Raw genomic sequence first — 19,299 nt, 5'->3', positions numbered from 1 at the left:
GCGTTTCCAATGCAGCGGACCAATGGTCCGCTCTACCACGGCGGGCCGGAGCCCGCCCTGCGGCTCCCCAGCCGCAAAGACGGAGGCGATGGCGGCGGGTGGGAGGGGGTACCCACCGCCATCGCCTACCGGTCAACTGGCGTAGTACAGCTGGTATTCCAGCGGGTGGGTCGCCGCGCGGAACTTGGTCACTTCCTGCATCTTCAGCGCGATGTAGCCGTCGATGAAGTCATCGCTCATCACGCCACCGGCCTTGAGGAACTCGCGGTCCTTGTCCAGTGCTTCCAGCGCCTGGTCCAGCGAGGAGCAGACCTGCGGGATCAGCTTCTCTTCTTCCGGCGGCAGGTCGTACAGATCCTTGTCGCTCGGTGCGCCCGGGTCGATCTGGTTCTTGATGCCGTCCAGGCCGGCCATCATCAGCGCGGTGAAGGTCAGGTAGCCCGACTGGATCGGATCGGGGAAGCGCATTTCAATGCGGCGCGCCTTCGGGTTGGACACCCACGGAATGCGGCACGAGGCCGAACGGTTGCGCGCCGAGTAGGCCAGCATCACCGGGGCTTCGAAGCCCGGCACCAGGCGCTTGTAGCTGTTGGTGCCCGAGTTGGCGAAGGCGTTGATCGCCTTGGCGTGCTTGAAGATGCCGCCGATGTACCACAGCGCCAGCTGGCTCAGGCCGCCGTAGCCGTCGCCGGAGAACAGGTTGGTACCGCCCTTGGACAGCGACTGGTGCACGTGCATGCCGCTGCCGTTGTCGCCGACGATCGGCTTGGGCATGAAGGTGACGGTCTTGCCGTTGCGGTGGGCGACGTTCTTGATGACGTACTTCATCCGCAGCAGTTCGTCGGCCTTCTGCACCAGGGTGCTGAACTTGGTGCCGATCTCGCACTGGCCGGCGGTGGCCACTTCGTGGTGCTGCACTTCCACTTCGATGCCGACCTGTTCCAGGGTCTTGCACATCTCCGCACGCAGGTCGTGCAGGGTGTCGGTCGGCGGAACGGGGAAGTAACCGCCCTTCACGCCCGGACGGTAGCCGCTGTTGGCGCCGTCGTACTTGGCGCCGCTGTTCCAGGCGGCTTCTTCCGAGTCGACCTTGAAGAAGGTGTTGCCCATTTCATTGGCGAAACGGACCGAATCGAAGATGAAGAATTCCGGCTCCGGGCCGAAGAACGCGGTTTCGGCGATGCCCGAGGACTTCAGGTAGGCCTCGGCGCGCTTGGCGATGCCGCGCGGGCAGCGGCCGTACGGCTGCATGGTGGCCGGGTCGAGGATGTCGCAGCTGATCACGATGGTCGGATCGGCATAGAACGGGTCGACGTAGGCGCTGGCGGTATCGGGCAGCAGCACCATGTCCGATTCGTTGATGCCCTTCCAGCCGGCGATCGAGCTGCCATCGAACATCTTGCCTTCTTCGAACAGCGACGGCTCGATGATGCTGACCGGGAAGGTGACGTGCTGCTCGACGCCACGCATGTCGACGAAACGCAGATCGACGAACTCGATCTGGTTGTCCTTGATCAGCTTCTCAACGTTTTCCACGGACATCGGTACGACCTCGGATGGGAATGAATGCCTGCTGAGGTACAGCAACGACCGTGCCAACTTTTTGGCCTTCACAAGTTGTTGATTTCAAAGCACCTGCCCCAGCGCGGTGCAGCAGCACATGCACCAAACGGGTGCGTGGATTACCGCACGCACCCGTTTGGTGCGGCATGGATCGTCTATTCTTTCTGGCTTCTTCCGCCGCCCGCGCCCACACCGTCCATGTCCGACCTGCTCTCCGCCCTGCTGCTGGGCATCCTCGAAGGCTTGACCGAATTCCTGCCGATCTCCAGCACCGGCCACCTGCTGATCGCCCAGCACTGGCTGGGCGCGCGATCGGACTTCTTCAACATCATCATCCAGGCCGGTGCGATCCTCGCCGTGGTGCTGGTGTTCCGCCAGCGCCTGCTGCAGCTGGCCACCGGCTTCGGCCAGCGCGAGAACCGCGAGTACGTGTTCAAGCTCGGCGCGGCGTTCCTGGTGACCGCCGTGGTCGGCCTGGTGGTACGCAAGGCCGGCTGGTCGCTGCCGGAAACCGTCAGCCCGGTGGCCTGGGCGCTGATCATCGGCGGCATCTGGATGCTGCTGGTGGAGGCCTATACCGCGCGCCTGCCCGATCGCGACCAGGTGACCTGGACGGTGGCCATCGGTGTTGGCCTGGCGCAGGTGGTGGCCGGTGTGTTCCCCGGTACCTCGCGCTCGGCCTCGGCAATCTTCCTTGCCATGCTGCTGGGCCTGAGCCGCCGCGCGGCCGCTGCCGAGTTCGTGTTCCTGGTCGGCATTCCCACCATGTTCGCCGCCAGCGCCTACACCTTCCTGGAACTGGCCAAGGAAGGAAACCTGGGCAGCGAGAACTGGACCGACGTTGGCGTGGCCTTCCTTGCCGCAGCCATCACCGGCTTCGTCGTAGTGAAGTGGTTGATGGGCTACATCAAGTCGCATCGCTTCACGGCGTTCGCGATTTACCGCATCGCCCTGGGCGCTGCATTGCTGCTGTGGTTGCCGTCCGGCAGCTGAACAGCGCCGGGGCACGGCAACCCCCTTGCCGGCCCCGGTCCGTTTCCCCCTCGGTTCCTCAAGGAGAATCACCATGAACCGCAAGCTCACCCTGCTCCTCCCGCTGGCCCTGCTGGCCGCCTGCAGCCAGACCCCTGCCCCGGCCGGTACCGGCGGTGACGATCTGGCTCCGGCTGCGGCCAAGGCCGGCGACCAGAAGGCGCTGGCACACCTGGATGCGCAGCGCCTGCAGAGCCAGCACTGGCTGCTGCAGCAGGCCACCGCGGCCGATGGCAAGCGCATCGATGCGCTGTTCGCCCGCGAAGACAAGCCGGTCACCCTGGACTTCGTTGATGGCCGCCTGTCGGTCAGCAACACCTGCAACCGCATGGGCGGCGGTTACACCCTGGCCGATGGCAAGCTGAGCGTGAGCGCGATGGCCTCGACCATGATGGCCTGCACCGACAAGGCGCTGATGACGCTGGACGAAGCTGTCTCCACCCGTCTGCAGGGCGAGCTGAAGGCCGAACAGGACGCCAACGGCGTGCTGACCCTGACCACCGCCAAGGGCGACGTGCTGGTGTTCAACCCGGAACCGACCGCTGAAACCCGCTACGGCGGCGCCGGTGAGACCGTGTTCCTGGAAGTGGCTGCGAAGACCGAGAAGTGCTCGCACCCGCTGATCCCGGATTACCAGTGCCTGCAGGTGCGCGAAGTGAAGTTCGACGACAAGGGCCTGAAGCAGGGCGAGCCGGGCAAGTTCGAGAACTTCTACGGCAACATCGAGGGTTACACCCACGAAGACGGCGTGCGCAACGTGGTGCGTGTGAAGCGCTACGAAGTGAAGAACCCGCCGGCCGATGCGCCGTCGCAGGCGTACGTGCTGGACATGGTGGTCGAGTCGGCCATCGAGAAGAAGTAAGAAGACAGAAGGGCGGCCGCGAGGTCGCCCTTCTTCGTTGTGGGCAGGGCCGGCTGCGGGCCGGCTGCCACGCACAGCGGATGCCGGCCAGCGGCCGGCACTACCCGAAGGCTGTTATCAGGCCAACGCCGGGTTCAACGTGTAGGTGCCGTGCAGCGCCGCTTCGGCCAGTACGTGGCCGTGCATGGCCCGGTACGCATCGGCGGCGGTGAAGCGCTCGGGCAGCTGCAGCGAGGTCACGTCCAGCGCGAACACACGGAAGAAGTAGCGGTGCACGCGCTCGTCGTTGAACGGAGGGTACGGACCATCGTAGCCGAGGTAATCACCGGCCATGTCCGGATTGCCGGCGAACCAGCCGGTGAAATCGTTCAATCCCTGGCGGCTGCCGGCCGGGCCGGCCGGCGCGGGCTTGCCCTTCACCACGAAGCCATCGCTGCAGCTGCCAGCGGCGATCTCCTGCACCGAGGCCGGAATGTCGGCCATCACCCAGTGCACGAAATCGCCGCGCGGCTGATCGCGCGGCACGCTCATGTCATCGCGGCCGACCGTCTCCGGCACCGTTGGCACGTCCGGGTCCACGCACACCAGCAGGAACGAACGGGTGCCATCGGGCACGCCGCTCCAGGCCAGGTGCGGGTTGCGGTCGGGGGCGAAGCCGGCAGCATCTCCGGCGGCGAACTCTCGGTCGATCGGCGCACCGTTGACCAGGCTGTGACTGCTCAGTTGCATCAGATGCTCCTCATTCTTCCGGGTAACCCAACCGCACCGCGACCGGGGTGAGCTGGGCGAAAGCGGCGCCCATAACGTCGCGATACCTGCGCCAGTGGCCGGCAGGCAGGCGCGGTGCGCCCAGCTGTGCGGCCGGCGGCATCGGACGCCCGAACACGCGGCCCAGCAGGTCGGCCATCGCATGCGCATCGTTGCCGATGTCGTCGATGCGCAGCAGCACGTGCGGATACAGGTCTTCCTCGTGCAGCGCGGCGATCTGGGTCAGCGAACGCACCAGCCACTGGCTGGCTTCGGCCATCGAGGTCATCGCCAGCGGTGCGGCGGCGCCATAGGCGATCCAGTCCAGCAGCATGTCGCGCGGGTCGCGCAGCACCAGCAGCAGGCGGCCCTGCGGCAGCTGCGGGCGCAAGGCCCACAACAGCGCGTTGTCCCACCACAGCAGCCAGTCGATGACGGTGTCACTTTCCAGGCCGCGGGCCGGCAGGTGCTCGCGCCAACGCTCGACCAGGCGTTCCGGGCTCAGCACGCCCGACGCCAGGTCCTGCAGCGTGTTGTAGTTCTGGAAGGCATCGTCCGGTGGCGTGGCGGTGTAACGATCACTGCGCAGTACCGGGCTGGCAGCCGCCAGGCCGGTGGCCACCCGCTCCACGCCCGATCCCGGGGCACCCCACAGGAAGATCGGGGCCGAGCCGCTGTCGCGCGTCGCTTGGTCGATACTGCCCATCTCCGGCCAGCTTGGCGGTGCCTTGGCCTGCGGCGGCAGCGGCAACCGCTGCGAGGCGCGGTCGGTCTGCAGCGCCATCCACGTCCGCAGCGCGTCTTCCGGTTGACCGGCGCGATCCTGGATCTCGCCCAGCCAGGTCCGCAGATCGGCGCGATGTCCCTCCGGTGCCTCTGCGATCAAAGCCTGTACGCGTTCCACGGCGGCGGCCGGATCACGCCGCAGCAGACCCTCGACGCGACGGGTTTCACCGCTGACGCGGCCCGGTTCCAGGATGGTGATGCGCTCGGCGATCGCTTCGCCCTGCTCGTGCTCGCCGGCCATGTCGTGCAGACGCATGCGCGCTTCCAGCGCCGGCAGGTGGCCGGGCATCGCTTCCATCCAGCGCTCCACGACGGCTACGGCGCCGGCACTGCCGACGTCTTCCACGGCCAGCCGTGCCAGCCACAGGTCATGCAGCTGGTCGTTGCTTTCCAGTGCGCCATCCAGACGCGCACGGGCTTCGTCTTCGCGGCCCAGGCGCTGCCAGGACATCAGCAGCAGCTGCAGCACCTGGCGATCACCCTGCAGCGATTCCAGCAGCGGCAGCAGGTGCTCCAGCGCCTGCAGCGGCTGGCCACTGCGCAGGGCCAGTTCGCCGGCCAGGCGGCGCATCGGCGGCACGTCCAGCTCCGGCTGCTGCAGCGCCTGCTGCATTGCCTGGGCAGCAGCATCCACGTTGCCCTGGCGCAAGGCCAGCTGCACCACCATGCCGTGCAGCGAGGACATCTTCGGGTTCAACGCCAGCACGCGGCGGAATGCCTGCTCGGCGAACGCCAGCATGTCCTTGCCCAGATAGGCAAAGCCCAGCGCGTACAGCACGCGGGTATCGTCCGGCAACGCCTGGCTGGCTGCCGACAGCAGGGCCAGCGCACGGTCGGCGTCGCCGCGGCGCAGCGCGACCACGCCATCGATGGTAAGCAGTTCCGGATGGTCCGGCTCCAGCCGTGAGGCCAGGGTCGACAGTCGCTGCGCCTCGTCGAAATCGTTGCGGCCCACCGCCAGATGCGCCTGCATCAGGTAGGCCGGGAAGGCGTTGGGGTCCAGCCCGGTGGTGCGCAGCAGGGCTTCATCGGCCCCGTCGAACTGGCGCAGCGCCAGCAGCAGGCCGGCCTGCTGCAGGTGCAGCTGCGCATCATCGGGCGCCAGTTGCAGCGCCTGCTGCAGCGCCTCCATCGCGGCCTCGGCCTGGCCCTGCTGCTGCAGCGCAAGCGCCAGCCAGCGGTGGGCCTCGGCCTTGCCGGGTTCGTCACGGGTCCACGCCTGGGCCAGCTGCACGGCCTGGCCGGCATCGTTCTGGCGCAACGCTTGGAGGATCTGGTCTTGCATGGCCATCCGGTTCAAGGTCAAACCCGCATTGTAGCGGGCCGCGCGCCGGTGCCGGTTCAGCCCGGCAGGACCCGCCGCAGGCGCTGCGCGACCCAGCGCTCGGAGAAGCCATCGCCGCGCCAGTTTTCCAGGAAGCCACAGTGGCCGCCCCAGCAGGCGGTTTCCAGCCGCGCCTGCTGCGGCAGCTGCCAGTCGCGGAAGGTCGCGTAGGGGATCACCGGATCGTCCTGCGCCATCAGGATGTCAGCAGGTACCTGCAGCGTGGACAGGCGGTCGCCGGCGATGGAGTAGCCATCGAAATAGGCCTGCAACGAACCGAACGTGGTGTGCCGCTCGACCAGCCAGGCGGTCAGCGAACGGATGTCCATGTTCAGCACGCGGTCGTCGCAGTCGCTCAGTTCGGGGAACAGATCGCGCTTGCGCCGCAGCGAGCCGGCCCACTTGCGGCGGAAGTACCAGTCGTACATCGCCGGGCCGTTCTCGATGTTCTCCATGGTCAGCCCCGGGTCCAGCACCGGGCAGACGGCCGCCACGTGCTGCAGCGGCACACCGGCGGCCGGCGCACGCTGGGCCAGCCGCAGCACGAAGTTGCCACCCAGCGAATAGCCGGCTGCAACCAGCGGAAGATCGGGCCAGCGCTGGGCGACATCGCCCGCGGCATGCACCACTTCGTCGATGAGGTTGGAGTGGAAGATGCCGGGATTGAGGTGATGGGTGTTGCCGTGGTCGCGGAAGTTCAGCCGCACCACGTCGAACCCCTGCTCCAGCATGCGGGCGGCGGCCATGCGCATGTAGCTGGATTCGGCGCTGCCTTCCCAGCCATGCAGCAGCAGGGCGATGCCGCGCGGTTCGCGCCCTTCGACATGGCTGTGCCAGCCCTGCAGGCGTACCCCCTCGCCTCCATCGAGGATCAACTCCTCGCTGACCGCGCCGGTGGCGGCCAGCAGCAGCAGGCCGCGCTGCAGGCGCATGCGGCTGGAGCTGAGCATCGACTGCAGGTGCGGATTGCGCAGCCAGCGCGGCGGCTGATAGTCGGACGCGGTGAGCATCGGCGCATCAGCGTCGAGGGTCGGTGGCGGAGACACGGCCACCATCGCCTCAATCCCCGCTCATGGCCGCCACGATGCGCGCGCGCGAGGTTTCCGCGATGCGCCGACGGCCTTCCAGGTCCTGGGTGCCGATCGGCTCCAGGAAATGCACTTCGGTATGCCGCGCCGGCTCACCGAGCAGGCGCAGGAAATTGGCGAAGAAGCTTTCGCCCGGGCCGAAGGCCACGATGGTCTGCGCATCGCCGCGCACGCCGTAGATCAGCGCCACCGGCTGCACCGGCACGCCGGTCTCGACGGCAGCCTGGAAGATGCGCGCATGGAACGGGCCAACGTCGTGGCCGCCGCGGGTACGCCCTTCCGGGAACACGCCTACCGCCTTGCCGGCGCGCAGGCGGTCGGCCATCACCTGCATCACCCCACCAAGCGATTCGGTGTTGCCACGCTGGTGGAAAATGGTCTGGCCGCGCGCGGCAAGCCAACCGACCACCGGCCAGCTGGCGATCTCGCGCTTGGCGACAAAGCCCATCATGCGCTGGCTGTGCAGGATGGAGATATCGACCCAGCTGACATGGTTGGCCACGAACAGCACTGCGCCCGGCAGCGGCTGGCCGACGCGCGACAGGCGGAAGCCGAAGATCCACATCAGGCCGCCCTGCCACCAGTTCACTACCTTGGCGCCGAAGGTAGCATCGCCCACGCGCAGCTCGCCCCATGGCGGAAGCATGCCGATCAGGATCAGCGGCAGGAACACGGTGATGTGGACCAACAGCAGCGGTACGCGGTACAGGTAACGGCACACACGCGCCCCGCCGCCGCGGGGGGCCGGAGTGGGGGAAGTCATCCACGCACGATACCGGAGGGCTGCCATCGCTGCCAGCCGAATTCGGCCATAAGTCTCATTGACGGCGGCCATCGGCGGGGAACGCTGGGTTCCGCCGCCGTCATCGATGCCGCGACGGCTCAACCGTGCCCGGCCGCCACCACGGCCAGGGTCAGCCGCGAGATGCAGACCAGACGGCCCTGCTCGTCCTCGATGCGGATTTCCCACAGCTGGGTGCTGCGGCCCACGTGCACCGCGCGCGCGGTGCCGGTGACCGTACCCGAACGCACGGCGCGTACGTGGTTGGCGTTGATCTCCAGGCCCACGCAGACCTGCTTGGCGGTATCCACGCAGAGGTTGCCGGCGCTGCTGCCCAGGGTTTCGGCCAGCACCACCGAGGCGCCACCGTGCAGGATGCCGTACGGCTGGCGGGTGCGCTCATCCACCGGCATGGTCGCCTGCAGCCAGTCCTCGCCAGCGGCGCTGAAGACGATGCCTAGCGTCTCGATGGCGGTATTGCGGCTGAGAGCGTTGAGCTGCTCGATGGACACGGCTTCGCGGAATACCTGGGTCATGCGGCTACCTTCAGAGGATGGGAACGAGGCCAGCGCCGAATGCGGTCAGCATGCGTACCAGCAGCCACTTCGGCCCGACATTGACCTCGGGGAAGTCGCCTACCGCGACATAGCAGCGGTGGAAATCGGCGCTCTGCCGCGGCAGTGGCTGCGGGCAGTCCGGGCCGGGCTTGAACTCGTAGTCGGTGGCGTAGCGCCACGGCCAGAAGTCGAGGATCGGCAGCGCCTCGGAGGCCTTGCCGACGCTGTAGTTCAGGCCGGACAGGACCGGCGGCTTGGCACGCGGCGCCACCGTCCAGGAGTTCTGCGGGTGGGTATCGCGCAGGATGCTCTGGGCCAGCTGCTCGGCGAAGGCCGGATCGTCGATGATCACCGCGCCTTCGGTGTTGTAGTTCTCGCTGCGCGGATCGAAGTTGTGGGTGCCGACCACGCCGATGCGGCGGTCGACCACCAGCGACTTGGCATGCAGGCCCATGCGCGCGCCCTTGCGGGTGACCGGCAGCGGCTTGTTGACCGCCTTGCTGCCCAGGAACGAGGGGCGCGTTTCGGTACGCAGCAGGCGGGTCTCGACTTCGCTGCCGGCAGCACGCCGGCGCGCACGGGCATTCTCATAGGCACTGCCGGTACGCGGATGGATCACCCGCGCCGGCCGGTCGTCCGCTTTCCCGATAGCCGCGCCATCACCACCGCCACCGGCGTTGCTGCCCGCAGCGCTGCCACCGAGCAGCGGGTTGCGGCCAGTCGGTTCATCGGCACCGGGCGCAGCGATCGGGTCGGGCAGCAGGTTGCGGTAATCGACCGGGGCATCCAGCGGGAACGGCTTGAATTCGAAGATGTTGAAGCCCAGCTCGCGCATGTTGCGCCGCTTGTACTTGTACGACAGCGCGTACACGATCGGATTGTCGGTGGCGGCCAGGCTGTTGCTGGATACCACCACGCGCGGCGGTTGCGGGCGCTTGCGCAGCTCGCGGAACAGTGTCTGCGCCGGCTTGGACAGCACCAGGTAGGGGGTCTGCAGGATCACTTCATGCTGCGCACTGGAGATCAATGCATCCAGCTGCGGCTCGGTGACGTGCTGCCCGGCCAGCGGTGCGTCAGCGCGCTCACGCCGGTGCTTGCGCGGCAGATCGGCCACATAGCGCACCGAGGCGACCGGCAGTGCGGTGTCCACGAACGAACGGGTGACGAAGGCGACGTCGTTGGCTTCCTCGCTGACCCGCTCCACCCGCTCGGGCCTGCGGAACTGTGCCGGTGGCAGCACCGGCACGCCGTGCTTGAGCAGGGTACGGCCGACATCGTTCAGGCGCTCGGCCGGCACGCTGCGCTGCGCGCGCCAGAACGCATCGAAGTTGGCCGCCATCGTCCGCGCTTCCGGGCCGGCGATCAGCACATCGCGGTCGCGGAAGTTGTACTCGCGGTCCCAGTCGTAATAGTCGTCCTGGTAATTGCGTCCGCCGACCACGCCGATCGCGTCGTCGATCACCAGCAGCTTGTTGTGCATGCGCTGGTTGAAGCGGCGGAAGCAGCACAGCACGCTGCCGGCATAGTCGAAGTAGTTCAGCCGGGCCTTGCCGAACGTCGGGTTGTAGATCCGCAGCTGGAAGTTCTCATGGGCACCGGCCAGTGCACCGAGAATCTGCAGATCGGAGATCGCCGAAAGCTGGTCGATCAGCAGCCGCACCTTCACTCCGCGACGCGACGCCGCCAGCAGCTCGTCGATGACCAGCCGGGCGCTGTCGTCCTTGTCGAAGATGTAGGTCTGCAGGTCGATGCTGCGGGTGGCGCTGCGCAGCAGGTTCAGTCGCGCGACCAGCGCACCTTCGCCCTCGTCCAGCAGGGTGGCGTAGTGCCGCGGCTGGTCCGGGGTCGATTCGCTGAACGCCCGGCCGGCCAGTGCCCGCAGGGGTGAGTCCAGTGCGCAGCGGTCGGCCTGCCGGCAATCGACCTGGGTCGAGCGCGCCTGCACGGCGATCGCCTCGGCGCGATCACGCTGGGCGTGCGACAGCGACGCGCAGCCGCTGCCCAGCAACACGGTTGCCAGCGCCAATACACGCAGCAGGGGATTCACGGTTTCGACGCCTCGCTGAGGCGCGCACGCAATACGAAAGTCACTCGGTCACTCAAGGCAAGCTGCCAGCTGTCCATGCCATACCGACCTCGTTGCACGGTACCGCGGCTGACGACGTCGCAATCATAGCCGGGTCGGGCACATTCCGCCTTCTCGACCTTGAGCGTCTCCGCATGGCTGACGCCACGCAGGGTCAGCCGACCGTCGATGCCGCCCCCCTCGGCGACCGTCTCCGGCCAGTACGGCAGCGAGTCGAACTCCACGAACGGGTAACGGCCGGCGTCGAAGAACTCCGGGCCACGCATCCAGCCGGTATAGCGGTCCTTGCCGGGGATCTCCACGGTACGGGTGAACATCTTCAGGTGGACCTGGTGACGGCCATCGGACAGCACCTCGATACGCCCCTCGAAGCGGGGGAACACGCCCTCGATGCGCTGGCCGAAGCGGGTGCGGACTTCGAAACCGATCTGCGAGCGCACCACATCCAGCTGCAGCGTACGGGGTGGCTCGGCCACGACCGCCGGCAGCGCAGTCGGTGGCGGTGCAGCGGCCCAGGCCGGGCTGATGGCCAGGATGACTGGCAGCAGGCAGCGGCCCGGCAACGCCAACCTCATCGGCTTACGGCCACCAGAAGGCGTTCAGGCTGGCCACGCCCGGCTCGATCGTCGCCTCTCGGGCGAAACCGAGCACGGCCACGCCGCCCGGCGGCATGCCACGGTAATCACTGCTGGTGCCATCGGTCATCAGCGCCACCAGCTGCTCCAGCCCGGGGTTGTGGCCGACGATCAGCACCCGGTCCAGGTCACGACGCTCGTCCACCAGCGCCGCCAGGGTGCCGGGGGTCGCCTCGTAGATACGGTCTTCCAGGCGCTTTTCGACATAGCCGATGGCCGCCATCACCGCTTCCAGGGTTTCGCGGGTCCGCCGCGACGGGGAACACAGCACGCAGTCCGGCAGCAGGTTGTTTTCCTTCAGCCACTTGCCGGCGGCTTCGGCTTCAGCGAGCCCCACCGGCGACAACGGCCGGTCGAGGTCGGCCTGGCCGGTGGTGGCCGGTTCGGCGTGGGCGTGGCGGAGCAGGATCAGTTCGCGCATTGCGGGATTCCAATGAAGGGATGGAGACCTACGGCTGTTACAGCTTCAGCCAGGACAACAGGGGTTCCCAGTCGGCCTGGTGCTCGCGCACCTGGGCGGAGCGGTAATCGAAAAGACTGCGGCCCAGGCCGGTCATGACCACATAGCTCTGGCTGTCGCGCAGCTGGGCGACCACCGGATAAGGCCAGTCAGCCAGCATCTGCAGGGCCTGCTGCGAGGTCTGGGTCCAGGGCTTGGTGCGGTTCAGCACCAGCCCGACCGGCAGCTTGCGGCTGTGCACGCGCGGTACCTGGGCCAGGCTGTTGAGGAAGCCGACGATGGCTTCGATGTCCAGCGCCGAGGGCAGCACCGGCACTACCACGGCATCGGCAGCGTCGAGGAAATGCGGGATATCGTCGGCCAGCGCGCCGGCCGGTGCATCGATCACCACGGTATCGGTACCGTCGGGCAGCTTCTGCGCCCATTGCTTCCTGCGGTACACGTCGATCGGCAGCACCGCGCTTTCCAGCCCGGCCCGGCGCTGTGCCCAGCGGGTGCTGGAGCCCTGCGGGTCGGCATCGGCGATCACCGTGGCCCTGCCTTGCAATGCCGCGTACGCGGCCAGGTGGGTGGCGATGGTGGTCTTGCCCACCCCGCCCTTGGAACCGGCCACCAGGATCGTCTTCATGCCAGCCTCGCTTCCGGGTACGTGCCCCGAGCGTACACCGCCGATGGTGACGGAAGGTAGAGCCGTGCTGAACCAGTGCCCCGGGCTTTGCTATCGTGGCGCCCCCGAAGGATCGAACCGCCATGAGCGAACTGCAGGACCTGAGCGCACTGATCCGCGCCAACACGCCGTTGATCGTGGTCGAGACCCAGGATGAGGGTCGCATCGTCGAGCTGTTCCGGCAGACGCTGATGCATGTCTGGCGGGCCCTGCACCGCTGGTCGATCACCGAGGGCCTGCGTCGCATCGACCTGGAGCGCGAGGACGAGCCGGTCGGTCCGCCCGATGCCAGCGCCGCATTGCAGATGATCCGCCAGGCCGACCAGCGCGGCGTGTACCTGCTGCTCGATTTCCACCCCTACCTGGGCTACGCCAGCCACCAGCGTGCCCTGCGCGACCTGATCCAGCGCCGCCACAGCGAACCGCACGTGCTGGTGCTGATCGGCGCCAAGGTGGAACTGCCCGCCGAACTGGAAGCCCTGGCGGTGCGCTTCAACCCGCGCCTGCCCGACGCCAATGCGCTGTTGAAGATGCTGCGCGAGGAAGCCGATGCCTATGCACGCGAACACGGCGGGCGCCGGGTGGAAGTGGACAACGAGGCGGTCAAGAAGATCCTGAAGAACCTGCAGGGCCTGAGCCTGGTCGATGCGCGGCGCATCGCGCGGCAGCTGATCTATGCCGATGGCGCGCTGCGCGACGATGACCTGCCACAGTTGGCGCGGCTGAAGTTCGAGCTGCTCAACCGCAGCGGCCACCTGTTCTTCGAACATGACAGCGCGCGCTTCGGCGATGTGGCCGGCGCCAACCGGCTCAAGCGCTGGATCAACCAGCGTCGCGTCGCCTTCATCGCCGGCTCGGCACCGGCCGGGCTGGACCCGCCGCGCGGCATGCTGCTGCTGGGCGTGCAGGGCTGTGGCAAGTCGATGCTGGCCAAGGCCACCGCCGCCGGCTTCGGCGTGCCGCTGCTGCGCCTGGACGTGGGCGCGCTGTATAACAAGTACCACGGCGAGACCGAGGCCAACCTGCGCCAGGCACTGGCCTCGGCCGAGCAGCTGGCGCCGTGCGTGCTGTGGATGGATGAGATCGAAAAGGGCCTGGCCACCGGCACCGAGGATGGCGGCGTGTCGCGCCGCGTGCTCGGCTACCTGCTGACCTGGATGGCCGAGCGCAAGGCGCCGGTGTTCATCGTGGCCACCGCCAACCAGGTGCACGAGCTGCCGGCCGAGCTGCTGCGCAAGGGCCGCTTCGACGAGATCTTCTTCGTCGACCTGCCCTCGGCCGATGTGCGCGTGGAACTGCTGCGGCTGCACCTGGGACGGCGCCAGCTCAATGCCGACGACTTCGCGCTGCCGGCACTGGCCGCAGCGGCCAACGGTTTTTCCGGTGCGGAGATCGAGCAGGCGATCGTGGCCGGGCTGTATTCGGCGCATGCCGAAGGGCGGCCACTGGACACCGAGCTGCTGATGGGCGAGATCCGCACGACACGGCCGTTGTCGGTGCTGATGGCCGAGCAGGTGGTGGCGTTGCGGGAGTGGGCGTCGGGGCGCACGGTGTCTGCGGACGACTGAGGGTTTCCTGCGAACGGCGCAGCCCCTCGTGGCTGCTGGTTGGCCGCAAGAATCAAAAGCCGCGCTTGGTCGGGCGGGGTGGATTCGCGGGGGACGCCGTGAATCCGTCCCTGGAGGCTTGGCCGCGGCATCCATGCCGCGGACACCCCCGCGAACCCACCCCGCCCGACCTCTGACAGTTTCCGGGGGCGATCAGCCACGGAAAAGAAAAAAGAAGAGCAAAAACAAAAGCGGTTGGCTGGCCGCTTTTTGTAGCGCCGAGCCCACGCTCGGCTGCATTTCGATCAGATATCGATAATTCGACTCCGATGCAGATTCATCCACGCATGGCGTGGATCTACGTGTCGACCAAGGTCGACACCTACCAACAGCAGCGGGAATCTGTCGAAGGCGGGGCACTGTGGGTTTGCGGGGTGTGAGCGGCATGGATGCCGCGACCAAGCCCCCATGGATGGGTTTACGGCGGCCCCGCAAACCCACAGTGCCCCGCCATCCCGCAGGAAGCCCGTTGTTGCTTCGGCTGTTGCTGTTGCTTCGGCCGTTGCCTCTGCGGGTGCCGGGTGCAACCCGGCCGAACCCCCACCCTCAGGGCCAGGCTGGAGGCGCGGCCACCCAGGCCTGCTGTACTTCGGCCAATGTCGCGCGTTCGTCATCGCGCCAGCCCGGCAACAGCTGCGCGTAACGACTGCTGTCGCGCCATTGCCCCGGCTCGGTCCGTACGGCGGCGGCATACCACTTCACCGCCTCCTGCTGCTGGCCGGCACGCCACAGTGCCAGCGCATAGCTCGGCGGTACCCAGCCCGGATTGCTGCGCAGGGTACTGACAGCGGCCTGCCACTGTTCCAGCGCTGCCAGCGCCTGGCCCTGCCGCAACAGGTCCCAGCCATAGTTCCAGCGTACGCTGCGGCCCAGCGCGCTCTGCACCGGCGCTTCGGCCAGTGCCTCGCGATAGAGCTTGTCGCCCAGTTCCGCGCGCCCCTGCGCAATGGCCACCGACGCCAGCTGCGCCGTGGCCTCCAGGCCCTTGCGGCCACGCTCGCGATGCTTCAGCAACTGTGCCACCAGATCTTCGCCTTCACCCTGCACCACCGTGATCGGCGCGGCAGCGGCGTCGCTGTCGAAATAGAACTCCTGCGGTGCCGGCAATGCCGGCGCGGCCCACACAGTGGCCGCTCCCGAAACCAGCAACACGCCGGCCAGGAACTGTCCTGCAACTGACATCCCAATTCCCCCAAGGTTGAAACACCAACCCTCCCTCTCTCTCCCCGATCCTAACCCCAGCACGGCCCCGGCGCGAGTGCCGGGGGCCCTGGCCCCCCACTGTTACAATTCGCGCCTTTCCCGCCGCGTGCACCTGCGCGGCCGGTGCCAGCCGATCCTGACAGGCCAGCCATGACCAGTACCGCGCAACTCACCTCGCCCGCTTCCGCCGACCTGCTCGACCGTGATTACACGCTCGACCACAAGTACACCCGCAACGCAGGGCGGATCTACCTGAGTGGTGTGCAGGCGCTGGTGCGGCTGCCGCTGATGCAGCGCCTGCGCGACGAAGCTGCGGGCATCGACAGCGCCGGTTTCATCAGTGGCTATCGCGGCAGCCCGCTGGGCGGCTTCGACCTGGAACTGTGGCGCGCGCGCAAGCACCTGGAAACGGCCAAGGTGAAGTTCACCCCGGGCCTCAACGAGGACCTGGGCGCCACCATGGTGTGGGGTACCCAGCAGACCAACCTGTTCCCCGGTGCCAACGTGCAGGGCGTGTTCGGCATGTGGTACGGCAAGGGCCCGGGCGTGGACCGCTGCGGCGACGTGTTCAAGCACGCCAACGCCGCCGGCACGTCGCGCCATGGTGGTGTGCTGGCACTGGCCGCCGATGACCATGCCTGCCGCAGCTCGACCCTGCCGCATGGCAGCGAGGACGAATTCGTCAGCGCGATGATGCCGGTGCTGAACCCGGCCGGCGTGCAGGACATCCTCGACATGGGCCTGCTCGGCTGGGCGATGAGCCGTTACACCGGGCGTTGGGTCGGCTTCAAGACGATCGCCGAGACGGTGGAATCGTCGGCCTCGGTCGAGGTTGATCCGCTGGCCCGGCGCATCGTGCTGCCGGAGGACTTCGACATGCCCGCCGGCGGCCTCAACATCCGCTGGCCCGATCCGCCGCTGGACCAGGAGATGCGCCTGCACCGCTATGCGGTGAAAGCCGCGCAGGCCTTCGCCCGTGCCAACGGCATCGACAAGGTGGTGATGGACGCGCCGCGTGCGCGGCTGGGCATCGTCACCACCGGCAAGAGCTACCTGGACGTGCTGCAGGCCCTGGAATACCTGGGCCTGGACGAGCAGGCCTGCGCCGACATCGGCATCCGCGTGTACAAGGTCGGCATGACCTGGCCGCTGGAACCGGAAGGCATCGCGCGCTTTGCGCAGGGCCTGGAAGACATCATCGTGGTGGAGGAGAAGCGTGCCTTCATCGAGCGCCAGATGAAGGAGCAGTTCTTCAACTGGCCGGCCAGCTGGGGCCAGCGCCCGTCCATCGTCGGCAAGTACGACGAGGCCGGCGAGTGGATCCTGCCGTCCACCGGCGAACTGACCCCGGCCACCATCGCCGGCGTGATCGGTCGCCGCATCCAGAAGTTCTTCAACAACGACTCCATCGAGCAGCGCCTGCAGTGGATGCAGGAGAAGGAAGCCGAGCTTGCGTTGCCGCGTGCCAGCTTCCCGCGCGTGCCGCACTACTGCTCCGGCTGCCCGCACAACACCTCCACCACCGTGCCGGACGGCTCGCGTGCGCTGGCCGGCATCGGTTGCCATTACATGGTGACCTGGATGGACCGCAGCACCGACACCTTCACTCACATGGGTGGCGAAGGCGTGACGTGGGCCGGGCAGGCCGCGTTCACCGACACCCAGCACGTGTTCCAGAACCTGGGCGACGGCACCTATTTCCATAGCGGTTCGCTGGCGATCCGCCAGGCGATCGCCGCCGGCGTCAACATCACCTACAAGATCCTCTACAACGATGCGGTGGCGATGACCGGCGGGCAGCCGGTGGACGGCCCGTTGAGCGTGCCGGACATCGCAAAGCAGATGCGGGCCGAGGGCATCCACACCATCATGGTGTTGTCGGACAACATCGCCAAGTGGACGCGCCAGCGCGAGCATTTCCCCAGCGACGTGGAGTTCCACGACCGCAGCGAGCTGGATGCGGTGCAGAAGCGCCTGCGCGAAGTGAAGGGTGTTTCGATCCTGATCTACGAACAGACCTGCGCCACCGAGAAGCGCCGCCGCCGCAAGCGCGGCAAGCTGGAAGACCCGGCCAAGCGGGTGATGATCAATTCGCTGGTCTGCGAAGGCTGCGGCGACTGCGGCAAGAAGAGTTTCTGCGTGTCGGTGCTGCCGAAGGAAACCGAGTTCGGTCGCAAGCGCGACATCGACCAGTCCAACTGCAACAAGGACTATTCCTGCGTCAACGGCTTCTGCCCGAGCTTCGTCACCGTGCACGGTGGGCAACCGCGCAAGGGCAGCAAGCGCGATGCCTCCACGCTGCTGGACAACCTGCCGGCACCGGTGGTACGCGGCACCCTGGAGCAACCCTGGAACATCCTGATCACCGGCGTTGGCGGTACCGGCGTGGTGACCATCGGCGCCCTGCTGGGCATGGCCGGTCACCTTGAAGGCAAGGGCGCCTCGGTGCTCGACCAGACCGGCCTGGCGCAGAAGGGTGGCGCGGTGACCACGCACATCCGCATCGCCCGCTGCCCGGACGACATCCATGCGGTGCGCATCGCCGCCGGTGAAGCCGATCTGGTGCTGGGCTGCGACATGGTGGTGGTCAACGACTACTGGGCGCTGTCGAAGGTACGCGCCGGCCGTTCGCAGGTGGTGCTCAATACCTACGAAGCGATGCCGGGCACCTTCACCACCCGCCCGGACATGCAGTTCCCCGCCGCCGACATCATCGCCGGCGTGCGCGTGGCCCTGGGTGGCGAGGAGCCGCTGCTGCTGGACGCAACCCAGCTGGCCACCGCGCTGCTCGGCGATGCGATCGCCGCCAACCTGTTCATCCTCGGCTACGCCTGGCAGCAGGGCCTGGTGCCGCTGTCGTTCGAGTCGCTGATGCGCGCCATCGAACTCAACGGCGCGGCCGTGGCGATGAACCAGCAGGCCTTCGCCTGGGGCCGCCTGGCCGCAGTCGATCCGCAGGCCGTGCAGCAGGCCGCCGGCCTGGTGCGCAACCGCCACACCGACACCGAGAACACGCCGGGCCCGCTGCATGCGCTGCCGCCGGGCGAATGGGAAGGCAACGAGTGGGGCGCTACCACCGCACCGCGCAACACCGGTGACGAGCGCGAGCTGCGCGGGCTGCCGACGCACGGTGGCGATGTCGCCTTCCTGCCGCTGGACGATGCGCGCCTGTCGCGCTCGCTGGACGAGATGATCGAGCGCCGCTCGGCCTTCCTGACCGACTACCAGGATGCCGCCTACGCCAACCGCTACCGCACGCTGGTCGAGCGCGTACGCGCGGCCGAAGCCGAGCGCATCGGCGGCTCCACCGCGTTGACCGAAACCGTGGCCCGCTACCTGTTCAAGCTGATGGCGTACAAGGACGAGTACGAAGTGGCGCGCCTGTACACCAGCGGCGACTTCCAGCGGCGCCTGCAGCAGCAGTTCGAAGGCGATTACCAGCTGCGCTTCCATCTGGCACCGCCACTGTTCGCGAAGAAGGACGAGCAGGGCCGGCTGCAGAAGAAGGAATACGGCCCGTGGATGTTCAAGGCGTTCGGCCTGCTGGCGAAGCTGAAGTTCCTGCGCGGTGGTCGCCTGGATGTGTTCGGCCGCACCGAAGAGCGTCGCATGGAGCGCCAGCTGATCACCGATTATGAGGCGACCGTGCAGCAGCTGATCGACGGACTGGATGACGACCGCCTGGCGCTGGCGGTGGAGATCGCCAGCATTCCCGAGCACATCCGCGGCTTCGGCCACGTCAAGGAAGCACACTTCGAGAAGGCCAAGGCCCGCGAAGCGGTGCTGCTGGCGCAGTGGCGGAATCCGAAGGCGCTGCATATCGTGCAGGTGGCGTAATCGATAGTGCCGGCCGCTGGCCGGCATCTGCCCTTCCCGGACAATGTGTTGCCGGCCAGCGGCC

The 19,299-nt window shown here is 67.5% G+C and carries 15 protein-coding genes; 4 read left to right on the top strand and 11 right to left on the bottom strand.

All coding sequences use genetic code 11. The annotated features are described in order from the left end of the window. Positions 1 to 132: 132 nt before the first annotated feature. Entirely contained in the window at positions 133 to 1,542 is a 1,410-nt protein-coding gene (gene glnA / locus LMF57_RS00600; protein WP_010487206.1) for a type I glutamate--ammonia ligase, read from the bottom strand. Positions 1,543 to 1,761: 219 nt separating this feature from the next. On the opposite strand from glnA, the gene LMF57_RS00595 reads away from it, so the two are divergent. Together LMF57_RS00595 and LMF57_RS00590 are read left to right on the top strand one after the other, a co-directional pair. Beyond that, positions 1,762 to 2,556 carry an undecaprenyl-diphosphate phosphatase gene (locus LMF57_RS00595; protein ID WP_032978010.1) on the top strand — a complete coding sequence of 265 codons (795 nt, stop codon included), beginning with the start codon at positions 1,762 to 1,764 and terminating at the stop codon, positions 2,554 to 2,556. A gap of 73 nt (positions 2,557 to 2,629) precedes the next feature. Continuing rightward, on the top strand, positions 2,630 to 3,457 hold the full coding sequence (locus LMF57_RS00590) for an META and DUF4377 domain-containing protein (protein WP_208083184.1): 828 nt from the start codon (positions 2,630 to 2,632) through the stop codon (positions 3,455 to 3,457). Between the two features lie 117 nt (positions 3,458 to 3,574). Here the strand turns inward: LMF57_RS00590 and LMF57_RS00585 are convergent, their stop codons facing one another. The 9 genes from LMF57_RS00585 to LMF57_RS00545 all read right to left on the bottom strand — a co-directional run bounded on the left by LMF57_RS00585 (position 3,575) and on the right by LMF57_RS00545 (position 12,549). Then, positions 3,575 to 4,186, bottom strand: a complete 612-nt coding sequence (locus LMF57_RS00585; RefSeq protein WP_117309186.1) for a YbhB/YbcL family Raf kinase inhibitor-like protein — start codon at positions 4,184 to 4,186, stop codon at positions 3,575 to 3,577. Between the two features lie 10 nt (positions 4,187 to 4,196). Then, positions 4,197 to 6,275: a tetratricopeptide repeat protein gene (locus LMF57_RS00580; protein ID WP_208083185.1), complete on the bottom strand. Its 2,079-nt coding sequence runs from the start codon at positions 6,273 to 6,275 to the stop codon at positions 4,197 to 4,199. Positions 6,276 to 6,331: 56 nt separating this feature from the next. Further along, a complete protein-coding gene (locus LMF57_RS00575; protein ID WP_208083190.1) occupies positions 6,332 to 7,366 on the bottom strand; it encodes an alpha/beta fold hydrolase in 1,035 nt (344 codons plus the stop codon). A 7-nt stretch (positions 7,367 to 7,373) separates the two neighbouring features. Then, positions 7,374 to 8,165, bottom strand: a complete 792-nt coding sequence (locus LMF57_RS00570; RefSeq protein WP_208083186.1) for a lysophospholipid acyltransferase family protein — start codon at positions 8,163 to 8,165, stop codon at positions 7,374 to 7,376. A gap of 119 nt (positions 8,166 to 8,284) precedes the next feature. Further along, entirely contained in the window at positions 8,285 to 8,719 is a 435-nt protein-coding gene (locus LMF57_RS00565) for a hotdog fold thioesterase (RefSeq protein WP_117309184.1), read from the bottom strand. Between the two features lie 10 nt (positions 8,720 to 8,729). Continuing rightward, positions 8,730 to 10,787 (bottom strand): phospholipase D family protein, encoded by a 2,058-nt coding sequence (locus LMF57_RS00560; protein WP_208083187.1) that lies wholly within the window; start codon positions 10,785 to 10,787, stop codon positions 8,730 to 8,732. Next, positions 10,784 to 11,401, bottom strand: a complete 618-nt coding sequence (locus LMF57_RS00555; protein ID WP_117309182.1) for a YceI family protein — start codon at positions 11,399 to 11,401, stop codon at positions 10,784 to 10,786. Before LMF57_RS00555 ends, LMF57_RS00560 begins: the two co-directional genes overlap by 4 nt. A 4-nt stretch (positions 11,402 to 11,405) precedes the next feature. Further along, positions 11,406 to 11,882, bottom strand: coding sequence for a histidine phosphatase family protein (locus tag LMF57_RS00550; protein WP_032977995.1), 477 nt, complete (start codon positions 11,880 to 11,882; stop codon positions 11,406 to 11,408). A gap of 37 nt (positions 11,883 to 11,919) precedes the next feature. Continuing rightward, positions 11,920 to 12,549, bottom strand: a complete 630-nt coding sequence (locus tag LMF57_RS00545; RefSeq protein ID WP_208083188.1) for a ParA family protein — start codon at positions 12,547 to 12,549, stop codon at positions 11,920 to 11,922. Positions 12,550 to 12,671: 122 nt separating this feature from the next. Here LMF57_RS00545 and LMF57_RS00540 point away from each other — a divergent pair, with 122 nt between their 5' ends. Beyond that, positions 12,672 to 14,156, top strand: coding sequence for an AAA family ATPase (locus LMF57_RS00540; protein ID WP_208083189.1), 1,485 nt, complete (start codon positions 12,672 to 12,674; stop codon positions 14,154 to 14,156). Between the two features lie 585 nt (positions 14,157 to 14,741). Here the strand turns inward: LMF57_RS00540 and LMF57_RS00535 are convergent. Beyond that, entirely contained in the window at positions 14,742 to 15,377 is a 636-nt protein-coding gene (locus LMF57_RS00535) for a tetratricopeptide repeat protein (protein ID WP_208081917.1), read from the bottom strand. Between the two features lie 171 nt (positions 15,378 to 15,548). Here LMF57_RS00535 and LMF57_RS00530 point away from each other — a divergent pair, with 171 nt between their 5' ends. Continuing rightward, on the top strand, positions 15,549 to 19,235 hold the full coding sequence (locus LMF57_RS00530; protein WP_117309179.1) for an indolepyruvate ferredoxin oxidoreductase family protein: 3,687 nt from the start codon (positions 15,549 to 15,551) through the stop codon (positions 19,233 to 19,235). Positions 19,236 to 19,299: the final 64 nt, after the last annotated feature.

It is taken from the genome of Stenotrophomonas sp. SI-NJAU-1, from assembly GCF_020883215.1.
Classification (GTDB): Bacteria; Pseudomonadota; Gammaproteobacteria; order Xanthomonadales; family Xanthomonadaceae; genus Stenotrophomonas; species Stenotrophomonas indicatrix.
The sequence above is the reverse complement of the archived record's forward strand: the minus strand, read 5'-3'. Positions and strand labels throughout refer to the sequence as shown.

Bases quoted from the DNA above. Each gene is read 5' to 3' on its own strand.
- glnA (WP_010487206.1), bottom strand. From the start codon at position 1,542: ATGTCCGTGGAAAACGTTGAGAAGCTGATCAAGGACAACCAGATCGAG.
- LMF57_RS00595 (WP_032978010.1), top strand. From the start codon at position 1,762: ATGTCCGACCTGCTCTCCGCCCTGCTGCTGGGCATCCTCGAAGGCTTG.
- LMF57_RS00590 (WP_208083184.1), top strand. From the start codon at position 2,630: ATGAACCGCAAGCTCACCCTGCTCCTCCCGCTGGCCCTGCTGGCCGCC.
- LMF57_RS00585 (WP_117309186.1), bottom strand. From the start codon at position 4,186: ATGCAACTGAGCAGTCACAGCCTGGTCAACGGTGCGCCGATCGACCGA.
- LMF57_RS00580 (WP_208083185.1), bottom strand. From the start codon at position 6,275: ATGCAAGACCAGATCCTCCAAGCGTTGCGCCAGAACGATGCCGGCCAG.
- LMF57_RS00570 (WP_208083186.1), bottom strand. From the start codon at position 8,165: ATGACTTCCCCCACTCCGGCCCCCCGCGGCGGCGGGGCGCGTGTGTGC.
- LMF57_RS00565 (WP_117309184.1), bottom strand. From the start codon at position 8,719: ATGACCCAGGTATTCCGCGAAGCCGTGTCCATCGAGCAGCTCAACGCT.
- LMF57_RS00555 (WP_117309182.1), bottom strand. From the start codon at position 11,401: ATGAGGTTGGCGTTGCCGGGCCGCTGCCTGCTGCCAGTCATCCTGGCC.
- LMF57_RS00550 (WP_032977995.1), bottom strand. From the start codon at position 11,882: ATGCGCGAACTGATCCTGCTCCGCCACGCCCACGCCGAACCGGCCACC.
- LMF57_RS00545 (WP_208083188.1), bottom strand. From the start codon at position 12,549: ATGAAGACGATCCTGGTGGCCGGTTCCAAGGGCGGGGTGGGCAAGACC.
- LMF57_RS00540 (WP_208083189.1), top strand. From the start codon at position 12,672: ATGAGCGAACTGCAGGACCTGAGCGCACTGATCCGCGCCAACACGCCG.
- LMF57_RS00535 (WP_208081917.1), bottom strand. From the start codon at position 15,377: ATGTCAGTTGCAGGACAGTTCCTGGCCGGCGTGTTGCTGGTTTCGGGA.
- LMF57_RS00530 (WP_117309179.1), top strand. From the start codon at position 15,549: ATGACCAGTACCGCGCAACTCACCTCGCCCGCTTCCGCCGACCTGCTC.